This window comes from Streptomyces fradiae (genome assembly GCF_041270065.1).
GTDB lineage: Bacteria > Actinomycetota > Actinomycetes > Streptomycetales > Streptomycetaceae > Streptomyces.
The window spans coordinates 3,852,012-3,866,865 of sequence record NZ_CP065958.1 but is presented as its reverse complement, the minus strand read 5'-3'; the positions used below and the strand labels follow the sequence as shown (position 1 = coordinate 3,866,865).

At 72.5% G+C, this 14,854-nt stretch carries 15 protein-coding genes; 9 read left to right on the top strand and 6 right to left on the bottom strand.

What is annotated here, in order from left to right; genetic code table 11:
• The 7 genes from JAO84_RS17525 to JAO84_RS17495 all read left to right on the top strand — a co-directional run bounded on the left by JAO84_RS17525 (nt 1) and on the right by JAO84_RS17495 (nt 7,017).
• Complete coding sequence (locus tag JAO84_RS17525) at nt 1–981, top strand: alpha-ketoacid dehydrogenase subunit beta (RefSeq protein ID WP_265861526.1); 981 nt, start codon at nt 1–3, stop codon at nt 979–981.
• A 13-nt stretch (nt 982–994) separates the two neighbouring features.
• Nucleotides 995–2,404, top strand: coding sequence for a dihydrolipoamide acetyltransferase family protein (locus JAO84_RS17520; RefSeq protein WP_370413731.1), 1,410 nt, complete (start codon nt 995–997; stop codon nt 2,402–2,404).
• A gap of 165 nt (nt 2,405–2,569) precedes the next feature.
• Nucleotides 2,570–2,917, top strand: a complete 348-nt coding sequence (locus JAO84_RS17515; protein ID WP_370413730.1) for a hypothetical protein — start codon at nt 2,570–2,572, stop codon at nt 2,915–2,917.
• Between the two features lie 120 nt (nt 2,918–3,037).
• Entirely contained in the window at nt 3,038–4,216 is a 1,179-nt protein-coding gene (locus tag JAO84_RS17510; RefSeq protein ID WP_370416794.1) for a hypothetical protein, read from the top strand.
• 28 nt (nt 4,217–4,244) lie between these two features.
• Complete coding sequence (locus tag JAO84_RS17505; protein ID WP_370413729.1) at nt 4,245–4,991, top strand: alpha-ketoglutarate-dependent dioxygenase AlkB; 747 nt, start codon at nt 4,245–4,247, stop codon at nt 4,989–4,991.
• A 71-nt stretch (nt 4,992–5,062) separates the two neighbouring features.
• Nucleotides 5,063–5,704 carry a GntR family transcriptional regulator gene (locus JAO84_RS17500; RefSeq protein WP_370413728.1) on the top strand — a complete coding sequence of 214 codons (642 nt, stop codon included), beginning with the start codon at nt 5,063–5,065 and terminating at the stop codon, nt 5,702–5,704.
• On the top strand, nt 5,701–7,017 hold the full coding sequence (locus tag JAO84_RS17495; RefSeq protein WP_370413727.1) for a nitrate/nitrite transporter: 1,317 nt from the start codon (nt 5,701–5,703) through the stop codon (nt 7,015–7,017). The genes JAO84_RS17500 and JAO84_RS17495 overlap by 4 nt, the downstream gene beginning before the upstream one ends.
• A 37-nt stretch (nt 7,018–7,054) precedes the next feature.
• On the opposite strand, the gene JAO84_RS17490 is transcribed toward JAO84_RS17495, so the two are convergent.
• Complete coding sequence (locus tag JAO84_RS17490; RefSeq protein ID WP_265861536.1) at nt 7,055–7,882, bottom strand: maleylpyruvate isomerase family mycothiol-dependent enzyme; 828 nt, start codon at nt 7,880–7,882, stop codon at nt 7,055–7,057.
• A gap of 195 nt (nt 7,883–8,077) precedes the next feature.
• Between JAO84_RS17490 and JAO84_RS17485 the strand changes: the two genes are divergently transcribed.
• The gene (locus JAO84_RS17485) at nt 8,078–8,869 is read left to right on the top strand and encodes a carbon-nitrogen family hydrolase (protein WP_370413726.1); all 792 of its coding nucleotides are present in this window, start codon (nt 8,078–8,080) and stop codon (nt 8,867–8,869) included.
• A gap of 28 nt (nt 8,870–8,897) precedes the next feature.
• Here the strand turns inward: JAO84_RS17485 and JAO84_RS17480 are convergent, their stop codons facing one another.
• Together JAO84_RS17480 and JAO84_RS17475 are read right to left on the bottom strand one after the other, a co-directional pair.
• A complete protein-coding gene (locus JAO84_RS17480) occupies nt 8,898–9,506 on the bottom strand; it encodes a hypothetical protein (RefSeq protein WP_370413725.1) in 609 nt (202 codons plus the stop codon).
• Between the two features lie 21 nt (nt 9,507–9,527).
• Nucleotides 9,528–11,012, bottom strand: a complete 1,485-nt coding sequence (locus JAO84_RS17475) for a PLP-dependent aminotransferase family protein (RefSeq protein WP_370413724.1) — start codon at nt 11,010–11,012, stop codon at nt 9,528–9,530.
• A 64-nt stretch (nt 11,013–11,076) separates the two neighbouring features.
• Between JAO84_RS17475 and JAO84_RS17470 the strand changes: the two genes are divergently transcribed.
• On the top strand, nt 11,077–12,333 hold the full coding sequence (locus JAO84_RS17470) for a PLP-dependent aspartate aminotransferase family protein (protein WP_370413723.1): 1,257 nt from the start codon (nt 11,077–11,079) through the stop codon (nt 12,331–12,333).
• Nucleotides 12,334–12,351: 18 nt separating this feature from the next.
• Here JAO84_RS17470 and JAO84_RS17465 read toward each other — a convergent pair whose 3' ends face one another.
• Genes JAO84_RS17465 through JAO84_RS17455 form a run of 3 tightly spaced genes read right to left on the bottom strand, consistent with a single transcriptional unit; the run spans nt 12,352 to nt 14,246 of the window.
• Nucleotides 12,352–12,843, bottom strand: coding sequence for an LURP-one-related/scramblase family protein (locus tag JAO84_RS17465; protein ID WP_370413722.1), 492 nt, complete (start codon nt 12,841–12,843; stop codon nt 12,352–12,354).
• 18 nt (nt 12,844–12,861) lie between these two features.
• Nucleotides 12,862–13,614, bottom strand: a complete 753-nt coding sequence (locus tag JAO84_RS17460; protein WP_370413721.1) for a hypothetical protein — start codon at nt 13,612–13,614, stop codon at nt 12,862–12,864.
• 47 nt (nt 13,615–13,661) lie between these two features.
• Complete coding sequence (locus JAO84_RS17455; RefSeq protein ID WP_370413720.1) at nt 13,662–14,246, bottom strand: hypothetical protein; 585 nt, start codon at nt 14,244–14,246, stop codon at nt 13,662–13,664.
• Between the last annotated feature and the right edge of the window lie 608 nt (nt 14,247–14,854).

Below are 14,854 nucleotides of genomic sequence, written 5' to 3'. Positions count from 1 at the left end.
ATGGCTGTTCAGAAGCTTCCCCTGGCCAAGGCGCTCAACGAGTCGCTGCGCAAGGCCCTGGAGACCGACCCCAAGGTCGTCGTCATGGGTCTGGACGTCGGCAAGCTCGGCGGTGTCTTCCGGATCACCGACGGTCTGCAGAAGGACTTCGGCGAGGACCGGGTCGTCGACACCCCGCTGGCCGAGTCCGGCATCGTCGGCACCGCGATCGGTCTGGCCCTGCGCGGCTACCGCCCGGTCGTGGAGATCCAGTTCGACGGCTTCGTCTTCCCCGCATACGACCAGATCGTCACGCAGCTGGCGAAGATGCGGGCCCGCTCGCTCGGCACCGTGAAGATGCCGGTCGTCATCCGCATCCCGTACGGCGGCGGCATCGGCGCCGTCGAGCACCACTCCGAGTCCCCCGAGTCGCTCTTCGCGCACGTCGCGGGTCTCAAGGTGGTCACCCCGGCGAACTCCTCCGACGCCTACTGGATGCTCCAGCAGGCCATCCAGAGCGACGACCCGGTCATCTTCTTCGAGCCCAAGCGCCGCTACTGGGACAAGGGCGACGTCGACGTCGACGCCATCCCCGGCGAGCTCCACAAGGCCCGGGTGGCCCGCGAGGGCACCGACCTCACGCTCGTCGCGTACGGCCCGATGGTGAAGACCTGCCTGGAGGCGGCCGCGGCCGCCGCCGAGGAGGGCAAGTCGATCGAGGTCGTGGACCTGCGCTCGATCTCCCCGCTCGACTTCGACACCATCCAGGCCTCGGTCGAGAAGACCCGCCGGCTGGTCGTCGTCCACGAGGCCCCGGTCTTCTTCGGCTCCGGCGCGGAGATCGCCGCCCGGATCACCGAACGCTGCTTCTACCACCTGGAGGCCCCCGTCCTGCGGGTCGGCGGCTACCACGCGCCGTACCCGCCGGCGCGCCTGGAGGAGGAGTACCTGCCGGGCCTGGACCGCGTGCTCGACGCCGTCGACCGCTCGCTGGCGTTCTGAGGAGATCAGCACGATGACGATCCGCGAATTCAAGATGCCCGACGTGGGCGAGGGCCTCACCGAGGCCGAGATCCTCAAGTGGTACGTCCAGCCCGGTGACACCGTCACCGACGGCCAGGTCGTGATCGAGGTCGAGACCGCGAAGGCCGCCGTCGAACTGCCGATCCCGTTCGACGGCACCGTGCACGAGCTGCGCTTCCCCGAGGGCACCACGGTCGCCGTCGGCGAGGTCATCATCACGGTGAACGTGGGCGGCGGCGCCGCGCCCGAGGCGCCCGCGGCGCCGGCCGCCGAGCCCGTGGCGGCCCCGGTGGCGGCCCCGGTGGCGGAGGAGCCCGAGCCGGAGGGCCGGCAGCCGGTCCTCGTCGGTTACGGCGTGGCCGCGTCGGCCACCAAGCGCCGGGCCCGCAAGTCGGCGGCCCCGGCCGAGGCGGCGGCCCCCGAGGCCGCGGCGCCGGTGGTCCCCGAGCAGCTGAACGGCCACGGCCCCGCCGTCGCCGGCCGCCCGCTGGCCAAGCCGCCGGTGCGCAAGCTCGCCAAGGACCTGGGCGTCGACCTGGCCTCGGTCACCCCGACCGGCCCGGACGGCATCATCACCCGCGAGGACGTGCACCGCGCGGCGGCCCCGGCCGAGGCCCCGGCCCCCGTGGCCGCGCCCGCGCCGGTCGCTCCGGTGGCGGCCCCGGCGGCCGAGGCCCCGGCGCTCGCCGTTCCGTCGGACGCCCGGGAGACCCGTATCCCCATCAAGGGCGTACGGAAGGCCACGGCGGCGGCGATGGTCGGCTCGGCCTTCACCGCGCCGCACGTCACCGAGTTCATCACCTTCGACATCACGCGCACGATGAAGCTGGTCGACGAGCTCAAGTCCGACAAGGACATGGCGGGCCTGCGGGTCAACCCGCTCCTCCTCATCGCCAAGGCGGTCCTGGTCGCGATCAAGCGCAACCCGGACGTCAACGCGGCCTGGGACGAGGCCGCCCAGGAGATCGTGCTCAAGCACTATGTGAACCTGGGCATCGCGGCGGCCACCCCGCGCGGTCTGATCGTGCCGAACATCAAGGACGCGCACGCCCAGACCCTGCCGGACCTGTCGCGCTCGCTCAGCGAGCTGGTCTCCACCGCCCGCGAGGGCAAGACCACGCCGGCGGCGATGCAGGGCGGCACCTTCACCATCACCAACGTCGGCGTCTTCGGCGTCGACACCGGTACCCCGATCATCAACCCGGGCGAGTCCGCGATCCTCGCGGTCGGCGCGATCCGCTTCCAGCCCTGGGTCCACAAGGGCAAGGTGAAGCCCCGCCAGGTCACCACCCTGGCCCTGTCCTTCGACCACCGCCTGATCGACGGCGAGCTGGGGTCGAAGTTCCTGGCCGACATCGCGGCGATCCTGGAGCAGCCGAAGCGACTCATCACCTGGGCGTAGCCGCCTGGTTGCGTTGTTTCACGTGAAACACCCGGTCGGGGACGACACCGTCCCCTCCGGGTGTTTTGGCGTAAATGGCTGTGGTGCCCTACCGAAAGGCCTTCCTAGAGTCGTCGACGACCGAGAACCACTTCGCTCGACCAAGCTCGACACGAAGGGGGAATCATGAAGTTGTCGCTCAAGACGGCTCTCCGGGCCTCGACCATCCTGGGCGGAGCCGCGCTCCTCGCGATCACCACCGCGACCTCCGCCTCGGCGACCGTCACCGCCTCCCACGGCGACGACCGGGCGCAGGCCACGGCCTACTCGATGCGCGCCTACGACGGCGAGTCGGACGGCAACGGCGTCTACGCCGACGCCTACCTGGCCAACGGCGCCCATGTCTCGCAGTGGGACGGCAACGGCGCCCACGGCGACTGGGGCCCGTGGGCCACGTACAGCTCGCAGATCAAGCAGTTCCGCGTCTGCGAGGACCACAAGGGCTGCTCGGGCTGGATCAACTGGCCGAGCTAGGCAGCGCGTCGGCGGTCATGTGAAGCACCCGGTCGGGGACGTCGTCGCCCCCGACCGGGTGTTCGCGTGGTGGATACGATCGCCTGCACGGTCCGGGAGGCGAACGGGGGACGAGTTTTGATGAAGACAACTCAGCTGACAGAAGCCCGAATCGAGGATGCGGGCAACCTCTTGGTCGCGCCTTCGGAGATGCAGGACAGTGACGTGGTCAGGGACTTCTTCGGGACGGTCGTCCCGCCGGAGGAGCTCGCTTCCGGTTCGCTCGACCTCGCGCAGAAGACCGTCTACCTGTGCGGCGAGATATCCGGGATCAGTGACCGTCAACTGCGAGCGGCTGCCCGGGTCGTTGTGGTCGAGGACCTCGGCCGGGTTCCCCTCCGCGTGCACGGTGTCGGGGTGTACTACCGCCGCTTCTTCGGGCTCGGTGACGATCACTTCGGACGGATCCGCGCGGAGCACGCGTTCCAGTCGCTGACGGAGTCCACCAAGCCTGGAACGGCTCATCGCAGCGGAATCTATCTGACGCCCGTCACCCAGGACGGTGATGAGCTGCATTTCCGGCTGCTGCGGTGCTCGACGAATCTGTCGGGTCCGACCGAGGGTTTCCGTCCGACCGACACGAGCATCGTCGAGGCGCTGAACCGCGAGGCCGCCGCCGTCTTCCGGGGCCAGGCGCCGCTGAATCACGTCCTCGCGCAGATCTACCGCAACACCCGTGCCACAGCGGATCGGAAGCAGTCCAAGGCCAAGATCTCGGCCCATGCCGACAAGACGAAGGACATGCCGGTCAACGGCATCATGGCCTTCTGCACCTTCTACGACGGGCTCGACCGGCTGCAGCCCTTGTCCGAAGACGGCTTCGACTACGGCGTGAAGGGCGTCAGCGGGCTCACCAGGCTTCAGTTCCGCCTCAAGGAGCCGTCCGAAGAACGCGACGAGGCGGTGTTCCCCGCACAGTTCACGGTCACCCTCCATCCCGGCTCCGTCTTCTTCATGCCGCTGTCCACCAACCGCCTGTACACGCACGAGATCCGGCCCTCGGCGCTGGACGCCGAGCTGCTCCCGACCCGCCTGGGGTACGTGGTGCGCTGTTCGAGCGCCGAAGCCGTGCACAAGGACGGCCAGACGTTTCTCAAGGCGGCCGAGGAACTGGTGCGACTGGAACCGCCCACGGAAGCCGGCATGGACGAGCTGCGCAGGCTGTACGCCGAGGAGAACAGGAGCTCGTCCTTCATCGATTACGGCGACGAATTCCGCTTCAGCATGAACGCGGGAGATTATCGTGCCCCCCGAGCCTAGGATCTCGGACGAGATCATCTCGTGCGCTGTGCCGACCGAGGAGAATCTCTTCGCGGAGTTGTCGGCGTCGGTTCACTGGGAAGAGCTGGGAAAAGGGCGGCGCGGCGCCGTGCTGACGAAGGTCGACGAGTCGGGCGGCGTGCCTCTCGTACGGACGACCACGCGCTACGGCACCCCGGCGCAGCGTTTCCGCGCGGTGCACGAACGGCTGGCGCAACGGCTGGCGCACCAGGTTCAGGAATGCGCGGCGCTTCCGGTCGGCTTCGACAACGCCCTCGTCGAGCGCTACACGAACGCCTACCGGACGATGGGCGGCCACTCCGACCAGGCCCTCGATCTGGCCGACGGGTCGTTCATCGCCGTCTTCTCCTGCTACGAGGATCCCGCAGCGGCCCCGTCGAGGAAGCTGATCTTCGAATCGAAGAAATCCCCCGGCGAGAAATTCGAGATCCCTCTCGCTCACCACAGCGTCGTCGCGTTCTCCACCGACTCGAACCGGCGCCTCCGGCACAAGATCGTGTGGGACGCGCCCGCCGGAGCGGCGGACGCGGCGGACAACCCGTGGCTGGGCGTCACGTTCCGGACCTCGAAGACCCTCGTCCGATACCGCGACGGGAACGCATACCTCCCCGAGGGCACCCGCCTCACGCCGGCCGACGAAGAGCAGCGGCAGGAGTTCTACCGCCTGCGGCGCCGCGAGAACCACGAGACGGACTTCGTCTGGCCCCCGCTGACCTACACCGTCAGCGAGAGCGATCTGCTGCCGCCCGCCTGACCGGCACGCAGGCCCGTCCGGCATGCGGACGGGCCTGTCTGTTGTACCCCTGTTGTATCTAAGCTGTGCGCATGGCATCCGCACCCCCGGCAGCAGACCGCGTCTACATGCACGTCAAGCAGGCGGTCCTCGACCGGCGTTACGAGGGTGGGACGCTGCTCACCGAGGGGGAGCTGGCGCAGGCGGTGGGGGTGTCGCGGACGCCGGTGCGGGAGGCGTTGCTGAAGCTGGAGATGGAGGGGCTGCTCAAGCTCTATCCGAAGAAGGGCGCGCTGGTGCTCGCCGTCTCCGCGCAGGAGATCGCGGACGTCGTCGAGACCCGGCTCCTTGTGGAGGAGTTCGCCGTGCGGCGGGCCGTGCCCGCGCCCGCCGGGCTTGTCGCGCGACTCGAAGAGCTCCTGGAGGAGCAGAAGCGGCGGGCCGAGGCCGGGGACCTCGCCGAGGTCGCCGTCAGCGACCGCTGCTTCCACGCCGAGATCGTGAAGCACGCCGGCAACCAGATCCTGGCCCGCCTCTACGACCAGATGCGCGACCGGCAGCTGCGGATGGGCGTCGCCGTGATGCAGTCCCAGCCCGACCGGATCGCCAAGAACATCGCCGAGCACGCGGAGATCCTGGAGCGGATCAGAGCCGGCGACGCCGAGGGCGCAGCGCACTGCGTGCGCCAGCACCTCAGCTGGGTCAAGATCCTGGTCCGGGGTGAGGACCGATGAGCGGACGCGACGCACACGGGTCCGCCGTCACCCTGCCCGGCGACCCGCCCGGCGGCCGGCGCGCCGCCCTCGTCTGGGGCGTCGGCGTCGCCGTCTACTTCGTCGCCGTCATCTTCCGGACCTCCCTCGGCGTCGCCGGACTCGACGCCGCCGACCGCTTCGACGTCAACGCCTCCGCGCTGTCGACCTTCTCCATACTCCAGCTGCTCGTCTACGCCGGCATGCAGATACCCGTCGGCCTCATGGTCGACCGGCTCGGCACCAAGAAGGTGCTGACCATCGGCGTCCTGCTGTTCACCCTCGGCCAGCTGGGCTTCGCGCTCTCCCCCTCGTACCCCATGGCGCTCGCCTCCCGCGCCCTGCTCGGCTGCGGCGACGCGATGACCTTCATCAGCGTGCTGCGGCTCGGCAGCCGCTGGTTCCCGGCCCGCCGCGGGCCGCTCGTCGCCCAGGTCGCCGCCCTCTTCGGCATGGCCGGCAACCTCGTCTCGACGATCTTCCTCTCCCGCGCCCTGCACGGCCTGGGCTGGACCACCACCTTCGTCGGCAGCTCCTTCGCCGGCGTCGTCGTCCTCGTCCTGCTCCTGCTGTTCCTCAAGGACCATCCCGAGGGGTACGAGCCCGCGCCCGCCACCCACGCCGGCGCCGCGTTCGTACGCCGCCAGATCGCCGAGTCCTGGCGCGAGCCCGGCACCCGGCTCGGCATGTGGGTGCACTTCACCACCCAGTTCCCCGCGATGGTCTTCTTGCTCCTGTGGGGCCTGCCGTTCCTCGTCGAGGACCAGGGACTCGGCCGGGGGACCGCCGGCGAACTGCTCACCCTCGTCGTGCTCTCCAACATGGCCGTCGGCCTCGCCTACGGGCAGATCATCGCCCGCCACCACGCCGCCCGCGCCCCGCTCGCCCTCGGCACGGTCGCCGCCACCGCCCTGCTGTGGGGCACCACTCTCGCGTACCCCGGCGACCGCGCCCCGATGTGGCTGCTGATCACCCTCTGCGCGGTCCTCGGCGCCTGCGGACCCGCCTCGATGATCGGCTTCGACTTCGCCCGCCCCGCCAACCCGCCCGAGCGTCAGGGCACCGCCTCCGGCATCGTCAACATGGGCGGCTTCGTCGCCTCCATGACCACGCTCTTCGCCGTGGGCGTGCTGCTCGACGCGACCGGCGACAACTACCGGATCGCGTTCTCCTCGGTCTTCGTCCTGGAGGCCCTCGGCGTCGTCCAGATCCTCCGGCTCAAGTCCGCCAGCGCACGCCGGGAGCGCGAACGCCTCGTCGCCAGCCGCGTCGAGGCCGTACACGTACCCGTATAGAGACCACAGGTATCTACTGACGGCTGACGGCTGACGGTCAGTTCGGCGTCACCGCGAAGTTCGCCAGGATCGCCTCCGCCAGCGCCTCGTCGCCTTCCGTCTTCACCCGGTCGGCGACCTCCGCCGGACGCACCCGGCCGCACGCCAGGCGTACGTACGTCTCCCAGTCGGTCGCCAGCGTCACCGCCGGGCCGAGGGAGGGCGCGCCGTCGATCGAGCCGTTGCCCTCGGCGTCGACCCGGACCGTGCGCAGGAACTCCACCGGCCCGGTCACGTCCAGGACCACCGCCGAGGACGCGGGCGCGCCCGCCTCCTTGGCGACCACGTGGGGCAGCGCCTCCAGGAGCACGTCCCGGGTGACGTACGCGCCGGGGGAGTCCAGGTTGCCGGGGACGTCGAGCGTGGTGCGCAGGTCCTGTTCGTGCACCCAGCAGTCGAAGGCGCGCATCCGGTAAGCGAGTTCCAGCGTCTGCTCGGCGCCGAGCGGGGCCCGCATCATGGCGTCCGGCTGCCGGGTCTCGTTGCGCAGCTGGCGCGCCCGGCGGATCAGCACGTACTCCAGCTCCGAGGTCATCTCCGGCGCGGTGTGGTGCCGCCGCACATCGACCTGCATCTCCATGTAGCGGGCGAAGTCACTGCGTACGTGGTAGAGATCGCGGGGCAGGCTGTGGATCGGGCGCGGGTCGCCGAGCATCTCGGTCTCCATGCCGATGACATGGGAGACGATGTCGCGGACCGACCAGCCCGGGCACGGCGTGGCACGGTTCCACTCGCCCTCGACGAGCGGCTGCACCAGCTCGGCTATCGCTTCGATGGAGTGGGTCCAGGCGTCGGCGTAGTTCTGGAGGCTGGGATGGACGGTCACGGGACCCCTCGGCGGTTCTTCGATACGCGGGCTGGAGCGGTGGTGGCTGGCGGGTGACGGTGGCTGGCGGGCTGAAAACATGACTGCGTGGGAGGCTCGGACGCTAAGTTACGCTGCCCGAAGGCACCCCGGCAGTGCTTTCGTGTGACGATCGTAGGCCCGTGTTGACGGCTCGAATGCCAGGACGGTGGTAGTGTGCGCGCCTCGCTCCTCCAGATCGCAGTAGATTCGGACGAATCGGTGGACAACCGCCGCGAGCGGGTGGCCGCCCTCGTGCGCGCCGAACGCGGCGTCGCCGATCTCGTCGTGCTCCCCGAGCTGTGGCCGATGGGGGCCTTCGCCTACGAGGCGTTCGCCGCCGAGGCCGAGCCGCTGAAGGGCCCCACGTACGAGGCGATGGCCGCGGCCGCGCGGGACGCGGGCGTGTGGCTGCACGCCGGCTCGATCGTCGAGGCCGTGGGCACCCTCGGAACCCCCGCTCTCTACAACACCTCGCTCGTCTTCTCCCCCGACGGCGAGCTCGTCGCCAGCTACCGCAAGATCCACCGCTTCGGCTTCGACAAGGGCGAGGCGGTCCTCATGGCGGCCGGCGAGGACCTGGTCACCGTCGACCTGCCGCGCCTCACCGTCGGCGTCGCCACCTGCTACGACCTGCGCTTCCCCGAGCTCTTCCGCGGCCTCGTCGACGCGGGCGCGCAGGCCTTCGTGATCCCGGCCGGCTGGCCGGCCCGGCGCCGCGCGCACTGGACGCTGCTCGCGCAGGCCCGCGCGGTCGAGAACCAGGCGTACGTCCTCGCCTGCGGCACCGCCGGCACCCACGCCGGCGTCGAGCAGGCCGGGCACTCGATCGTCGTCGACCCCTGGGGCGAGGTCCTGGCGGAGGCGGGACCCGGCGAGGAGATCCTGCGCGTCGACCTCGACCCGGCGAAGGTGGCGACCACCCGCGAGCAGTTCCCCGCTCTGAAGGACCGGGTGCTGGGCCGCTGATTCGGCGTCAGGGTCGGGGCGCGGAGCGTCAGTACGAGGCCTCCGCCCACAGCTCGGTCACCCGGCGCACCCCCGCCCTCACCGCGCCCACCCGCGTCAGGGCCGAGCGGTCGACGCCCGCGAAGACCAGCGCCAGCGCCAGGTCGGCGCCCTCCGCCCGGCCCTCGGCCCGTACCGCGAGCTGCGCGCCGCGCCCGCGCCCCGACTCCCGTACGGTCACGGTGACGCCCGGGTCCTCGGCGTCGGCGGTACGGGTGAGGGTGTAGCCGCGCCGGTCGAGGGCGGCGAGCCGGTACGTGTCGCCCGCGTGCCGCAGCTGGAGGGCGCGCTGGACGAGGGTGGCGCCGATCCGGTTGCGGGCCAGGTGGACGTGCCGGTCGCCGACCCGCAGGGTGGCCCGGTTGAGGGTGGGCAGCCGCAGGTTCTCGACGTGGATCCCGCGCGACTCGAAGGTGGTGACGGGCAGCAGCCCGCCGCGCGCCTCCGAGACCACCGACTCCGGGACGACCCGGGGCAGCGGGCAGGTCAGCACGATCTCGCCGAACTCCGGCGAGGTGCCCCGCCACCCGGAGCGGACGTCGGGCCGTTTCCCCTCCTGCCAGCGATGCAGGGCGAACGGCGTGATGGGCGTGTGCACGGATGCGGCTCCTTCGAGTCCTCAGACGGTGATGGCGTTCAGGGCGGCGGGCCGGCCCTCGGCCCGGCCCGCCGCCCCCGGGGCGTACTCCGCCCACGCCGACGCCAGCCGGTCCACCGCCTCCGTGAGGGTGGCGGGCGGCAGCAGGAAGTGCAGCCGCAGCCGGCGGGTGCTGCCGCCGAGGGCGTCCATGGTCGAGCCGGGGAGCACGGCCACCCCGTGGCGCAGCGCGATCTGGGCGAAGGACACGCCGTCGCCGTACGGGAGGCGGACCCACAGGGTCTGGCCGCCGGCCGCGGGCGGGCAGTGCCAGTCGGGGAGCCGGCGGGCAAGCTCGGCCCGGAGGTGGTCGTGGCCGGCCCGCAGTTCGGCCACCCGCGAGCGCAGGACGGGCGCGAAGCCGTCGAGCAGCCGGGTCGCGACCAGCTGGGACGGAACGTCACTGCCAAGGTCGTGCAGCGCCTTCAGCCGGGCCAGGCGGGCGATCAGCGGCGCCGGGCCGCGCACCCAGCCGACCCGCAGCCCGCCCCAGACCGCCTTGCTGAGCGAGCCGACGCCGATGACCTCCGTACCGTACGAGGAAAGCGGCGGCCCCCCGTCCCCGGAACCGGGATCGGCGCCGAAGTCCAGCTCGGCGAGCACCTCGTCGTCGATCAGCGGTACGCCGTGCTCCTCGGCCGCCGCGACCAGGCGCCGCCCGAGGAGCGGCGGCAGGACGGTGCCGGTCGGGTTGTGGAAGCGGGGGATCACATAGGCCAGGGCCGGGCGGTGACGTGCCATCACCCGGACCGCCTCCGCCACGTCGAGGCCATCCGGGCCCACCGGCACCGGGTGCGGCACGGCCGCCGCCTCCCGGAACAGGTCGAGCGCCCCCGGATAGCTCGGCGCCTCCACGAGAACGCCGTCGCCGGGCGCCACGAGCAGCCGGGTGAGCAGCCCGATCGCCTGCTGGGCGCCGGTGGTGACCAGGACCTGCGCCGGGTCGGTCGGCACGCCCCGCCGCCCGTAACGGCGGGCGATCGCCGAGCGCAGCGCGGGCAGGCCGGCCGGGTGGTAGCCGAGGTCGTGCGCCGGGAGTTCGAGGCGGGCGTACGCCTCCGCGAGCGCGGGCGGCGGGGCGGGCGGTGCGGCGCAGCTCAGCAGCAGGACGTCGTCGGAGGGTTCGAGCAGGTGCAGGAACATCGGGTTGGACGTCTCCGTGACCCGCTGCCCGGGCGGCGGCGGGGCGAGCGCGGCCGGCGCCACCCGCGTACCGCTGCCCTGCCGGCGTACAAGGCGTCCCTCCTGACGCAGCGTCTCGTACGCGGCGACCACCGTCGTCCGCCCCACCGAAAGCGCGGTCGCCAGCCGTCGGTCCGGGGGCAGCGGGGCGCCGGGCGGCAGCAGGCCCTCGTCGACCAACTGCCGTATCCGGGCGGCGAGGAGGAGATAGAGCGGGCCTCGGCCGGCCGACCAGCGGCCGAGCCAGGCGACCAGTTCCTGCAGCGTGGGTGTCATTGGATCCATCGGCGGACCAATCTGCCGGGATTGGTCCTGTGGACGCAAGCGCTCCGTCCCCAGACTGACCGTCATGACCGCCGACACGCACCTGACCGCAGCAGACCACCACCCCGAGTCCGCCCACCCCGAATCCGCCCGTCCCGAGACCCTCGCCGTGCACGCGCCGCAGCCGGAGATCCGCGGCAGCCGGCCGCTCGGCGTGCCCATCCACCAGAACCACGTCTTCGCCTTCGACAGCGCCGACGCGCTCGCCGAGGCCTTCGGCTCCCCCGACGAGTTCCTCTACAGCCGCATGGGCAACCCCACCGTCCGTGCCCTGGAGACCGCCGTCGCCCGCCTGGAGGGCGGCGCCGACGCGCTCTCGTACGCCTCCGGGATGGGCGCCATCAACGGCGTGCTGCTCGCCCTGCTCTCCAGCGGCGGGCACGTCGTCGCCCAGCGCTGCCTGTACGGCGGTACGTACGCCCTGCTCACCGACCTCGCCGCGCGCTGGGGCGTCGAGGTCACGTACGTCTCCGGGACCGACGCCGACGAGGTGCGCGCCGCCCTGCGCCCCGGGACCGCGCAGCGCCCCGGGACCGCGCTGCTCTACCTGGAGACCATCGCCAACCCCACCACCCGCGTCTCGGACCTGCCCGCGCTGATCGCGGTGGCGCGGGAGGCCGGGGTGCCGACGGTCGTCGACAACACCTTCGCCTCGCCGCTGCTGTGCCGGCCGATCCCGTCGTACGGCGCGGACGTCGTCGTGCACTCGGCGACCAAGTACCTCGCCGGGCACGCCGACGTCCTCGGCGGCATCGCCGTCTTCCGCGACACCGCCCTGCACCGGCGGGTGCGGCACTACGCGGTCGAACAGGGCGCGGTCACCGACCCGTTCGCCGCCTGGCTGACCCTGCGCGGGCTGCAGACCCTGCCGCTGCGCGTCGAGCGGCAGAGCGCGAGCGCCGCCGACCTGGCGGCCCGGCTCGCCGCCCACCCGGCGGTCGCGGCCGTACGGCACCCGGCCCTCGCCTCGCACCCGGACCACACGATCGCGGCCCGGCTGCTGCCGCGGGGCGGCGGCGGGGTGGTCTCCCTCGACCTCGCGGGCGGCCGCGAGGCCGGGAAGGCCTTCGTCGAGGCGGTCCGGCTCGCCTCGCTCAGCGTCTCGCTCGGCGATGTGAAGACCCTGGTGATGCACCCGGCGTCGACCTCGCACCGGCAGCTCGACGAACCGGCGCTCGCGGCGGCCGGCATCGGGCCGGGCACGGTGCGCCTCTCGGTCGGCATCGAGCACGTCGAGGACCTGTGGGCGGACCTGGAACAGGCCCTCGCCAAGGCCCTCTGACCGTGTGACAGGACCGCTCTAGTCCTCCCGCTCCCGCTCCGCCATCCGGATCACGCACACCGCGACCGCGACGAGCAGCGCCGGGTCGGCGTCCTCGCGGACCACGTTCACGGCGTAGGTGTCGCGGACGTGGAACCACTGGCGGGAGATGTGGGCGAGGAGTTCGCCGTCGTACTCGACGGTGAACTCCCGGTCCAGGATCCGGCCGCTGACGTCGAGTTCGGTGCCGTCGACGAGAGCGACCCGGAAGTGGTTGCGGAGGAGGGAGAGGCGCTTGCGGCGGATGGTGGCGAGCGTGCGGTCGTCCCGCTCGATCGTCATCGCGTCCCGCAGGCTGAACATCTTCTGCCGCAGGGTGATCAGGACCCGTCCGTCGGGGTCCTTGAGCTCCAGGGTGTCGCGCAGCCGCAGCGCCTTGCCGTCGACGAGGAAGGCGTGGCGGCCCCGCTCGTCCTCGATCCAGTAGTCGTCGCCGATGGCGAAGATCTTGTCCCGTACCAGGTATTTCATGGGGCGATCCCTTCCCCGTCACAGGCGGAAGTAGCGGGTGAACGGGTCGGGGCCGACGCCGAGCGGGTCGCCGAACGGGGTGTCCAGCTGATGGATGAGCAGCACCGTGAAGGCGATGAACCCGGACAGGCCCATCACGAGGATCACGTGCGTGCTGCTCCGGTTGAGCCCGAAGAGGAACATGAAGGCCACGGTCAGCACCCCGCCGATGACCAGGCCCGCCCACAGCACCACGGACAGACGTTCCTCGGCCGCCGCCTCGCGCCCGCGGCGGGCGTCGTCCACGTAGCCGATCTGGGCGAGCACCTCCTGCGCGGCGATCTGCTGGGCGGTGGTGCCGGGGCCGCGCAGCTCGCCGGCGGTACGCAGCCGGTCGAGCAGCGTCCAGCCGTCGTCGCCGAGGGGCTCGCGCTCGGCCATGAGCGGCCACTCGACGTCGACGACGTGACCGGCGTACGAGCGGGCCGCCTCCCGCACCGGTCCGCGCTGCTCGGCGGGCAGCGCGTCGGCGAGGAGGTACGTCTGGTGCAGGGCGCTGGCCTCGGCCTGGACCCGGTCGTCGGCGGTGGCGCGGTTGTCCCAGACGGAGACCAGGCACAGGCCGAGCACCAGGGCGTAGAACACCGACACCATCATCGAGATGTACTCGGCGACGTCCTCGCGGATCTCCTCCCCGTCGCCGAGGGGGAAGAGCTTCGTCTTGATGTACACGGCGACGGCGGCGACCAGGGCGACGGCGAAGACGACGGCGAGGGTTTCCAGCAGGGCCATGAGGTCTCTCAGGAGTTCGCGGGAGTTCTCAGGGGTTCTCAGGGTTCTCAGGAGTGGCGGTTGCTGAGCAGGGCGGCCGCGATCGCGGCCGGGATCAGGATCAGCAGCAGGGTCAGGACGACGCCGAGGTGCGGGAGTTCGCGGGAGCGGCGGTGCAGGCGGGGCAGCAGGCCCTCGTCGTCGGGGACGGCGACCCGCGCGGGCGGGGGGCGTACGGCGGGGAGCCGGGTGGTCGGGAGCCGGGTGGTGGGGTTCTCGGCGACCGCCGCGGGCGGGCGGGCAGCCGCGCCGGGCGGCGGGGCGGCGCCCGGGGGCAGCCCTCCGCCGGCGGCGGCCCCGCCGAGCGCGGCGCCGGCCAGTGCTGCGGCGGCCTCGGCCGCCGCTTCGGCCGCCACCGCGTCGGCAGCGGCTGCCGCGACCGCCTCGGCAACCGCCTCGGCGATCGCCCCGGCCGTTGCCGCCGTCGCGGCGGCGGTAGCGGGTGCCCCGAGCGCCCCGGGTGCCCCGGGGGCGCACCGGCGGCCCCGGCTGGTGTCGTACGTCGCGGCGGCGGCGTCCGGGGCGGGCGCGACGCGGAGGGGGCCGACGGCGCCGGGGGCGCGGGCGGGGCCGGTGGCGCCGCCACCCGCCACGTGGCGGAGGCGCGCGCCGTGAGCGGCGGGGCCGGGAGGCGTTCGCCGTGTTCGCCGAGGGTGGTGATCCGGTCGGTGCCCTCGGCGAGGCCCGCGCTGCGGTGGGCGCCGGGCCCGCGCCGTACGGTCGCCTCGCAGCGGGCGGAGACGCCGGGGGCCAGCTCGGGCAGGGCGCACACGAGCCCGCCGGGCGCGGCGCCGAGGACCGGGTCGGTGAGCCGGAGGGCGCGGACGGGGCGGTTGCCCCGGTTGGTGACCGTGTAGCGGACGGTGGCGGTACGCACGGTGCCGGCCGGCCCGACCCGTACCGCCTCGGCGAGGGCGAGCGCGCCGGCCACGCCCTCGTAACCGGAACGGGCGGTGGCGGTCGCCCGCTGCCCCAGGGACGGGATGTCGCCGGTGGCCCGGGCGGTCGCGGTGTGGCGGCCGGCCAGGGCGCGGAAGCGCGCGGTGCACACCATCGAGCGGAGCGGGCCGAGGGTGCGCCGGGGGCAGCTCGCCTGGCCCCCGGGCACGCCCGGATCGCCGACCCGGACCCCGTACAGATCGGCCTCGCCCCGGTTCACCAGCCGGTACCGCTTCACCACGTACCCGCCGGTCCGCACCGT

Bases quoted from the DNA above. Each gene is read 5' to 3' on its own strand.
- JAO84_RS17510 (WP_370416794.1), top strand. From the start codon at position 3,038: ATGAAGACAACTCAGCTGACAGAAGCCCGAATCGAGGATGCGGGCAAC.
- JAO84_RS17515 (WP_370413730.1), top strand. From the start codon at position 2,570: ATGAAGTTGTCGCTCAAGACGGCTCTCCGGGCCTCGACCATCCTGGGC.
- JAO84_RS17470 (WP_370413723.1), top strand. From the start codon at position 11,077: ATGACCGCCGACACGCACCTGACCGCAGCAGACCACCACCCCGAGTCC.
- JAO84_RS17525 (WP_265861526.1), top strand. From the start codon at position 1: ATGGCTGTTCAGAAGCTTCCCCTGGCCAAGGCGCTCAACGAGTCGCTG.
- JAO84_RS17520 (WP_370413731.1), top strand. From the start codon at position 995: ATGACGATCCGCGAATTCAAGATGCCCGACGTGGGCGAGGGCCTCACC.
- JAO84_RS17460 (WP_370413721.1), bottom strand. From the start codon at position 13,614: ATGGCCCTGCTGGAAACCCTCGCCGTCGTCTTCGCCGTCGCCCTGGTC.
- JAO84_RS17465 (WP_370413722.1), bottom strand. From the start codon at position 12,843: ATGAAATACCTGGTACGGGACAAGATCTTCGCCATCGGCGACGACTAC.
- JAO84_RS17475 (WP_370413724.1), bottom strand. From the start codon at position 11,012: ATGGATCCAATGACACCCACGCTGCAGGAACTGGTCGCCTGGCTCGGC.
- JAO84_RS17500 (WP_370413728.1), top strand. From the start codon at position 5,063: ATGGCATCCGCACCCCCGGCAGCAGACCGCGTCTACATGCACGTCAAG.
- JAO84_RS17495 (WP_370413727.1), top strand. From the start codon at position 5,701: ATGAGCGGACGCGACGCACACGGGTCCGCCGTCACCCTGCCCGGCGAC.